The sequence below is a fragment of the Rothia sp. HMSC071F11 genome (assembly GCF_001809115.1).
GTDB lineage: Bacteria > Actinomycetota > Actinomycetes > Actinomycetales > Micrococcaceae > Rothia > Rothia dentocariosa.
The window spans coordinates 84,033-85,020 of sequence record NZ_KV795737.1; the positions used below are offsets into that span (position 1 = coordinate 84,033).

Here is a 988-nt window from a genome sequence, read left to right on the forward strand (position 1 = left end):
CAGTGCGTTGTTAGCTGTTCCCGCCGGTGTAGGATGTGCTCTCGGAGCACTCATCAGGATCATCAATCCACTCCCCATCCTCATACAACGGGTCAGGAAAACCACTAGGGAAATATTTCTTCTTCCGATCTTCCTATTGAGACCAAGGGTGCTTAGCATCAGGGCCGGTAAAAACTACTTCGTGGCCCCGGTGCCAATACCCACTCTCCTGAGTGAATACAGGAACAATGAACTTATCCTTATATTCGCATTTATATCCCATAACGCTTATACAGAAGGATCTGGCTCAGTAAATTCACTATGTACCAGGTGTACTTTCGAAGCAAGCTCCGGGTCATAAAATGGTGATTCAGGATAATACCGAGGATCAGCAACATAGATACCCGTAGTCTGTGAACTATGGGTAGTAACGCCAAAAAGCTCCCCATACTTATCGTATAGAGGATCCGGGGCGCCGTTCGGGAAATTCCTTCGCTGTTCTTCTTCAAAATCAGACCACGGATACCGCACGCCCTCACCAGCAATCATCACGTTCTCAGTGCCCATCACATTCTCAAGCTGTGGAATATACGAAGACGGAAGACCAACGCCGTACCCCACCACCACAGGAAACTCTTCATAGATATACCCACGAAGATCAGAGTAGTGATATACCATGTGTTCAATCAGCTGAAGCATGAACTCAGCCCCATACCCCTGATGCAAATCCGGATGGGTAGAGAAGATATCTTCAAAATTCTTATAAAAAACAAAAAGGCCTTTACGTATATTAATGCCGTAGATATCAGTGATATTATCTTTGACCCCCATAGCATTAATATATCCATGCTCAGGAACCTTAAAGTTGAGTTCACGTAGAAGCCTCGTACCGCAATCCTCAATATCCTCCACATTCGCACAGTCTACTTCAGCGATATACCACCCCTGGTCCTGCAAACGAGGCTTCATTACCTGCTCCCAGTACCCGCTCTCCTGAGTGAACACCGGA

General features: G+C 46.5%; 1 protein-coding gene. It reads right to left on the reverse strand.

Features of this window, described 5'->3' with window-relative positions:
* Positions 1 to 267 precede the first annotated feature (267 nt).
* Positions 268 to 988 (reverse strand): hypothetical protein (locus HMPREF2554_RS02915; RefSeq protein WP_070553970.1); only part of this gene is annotated, 721 nt, incomplete at its 5' end.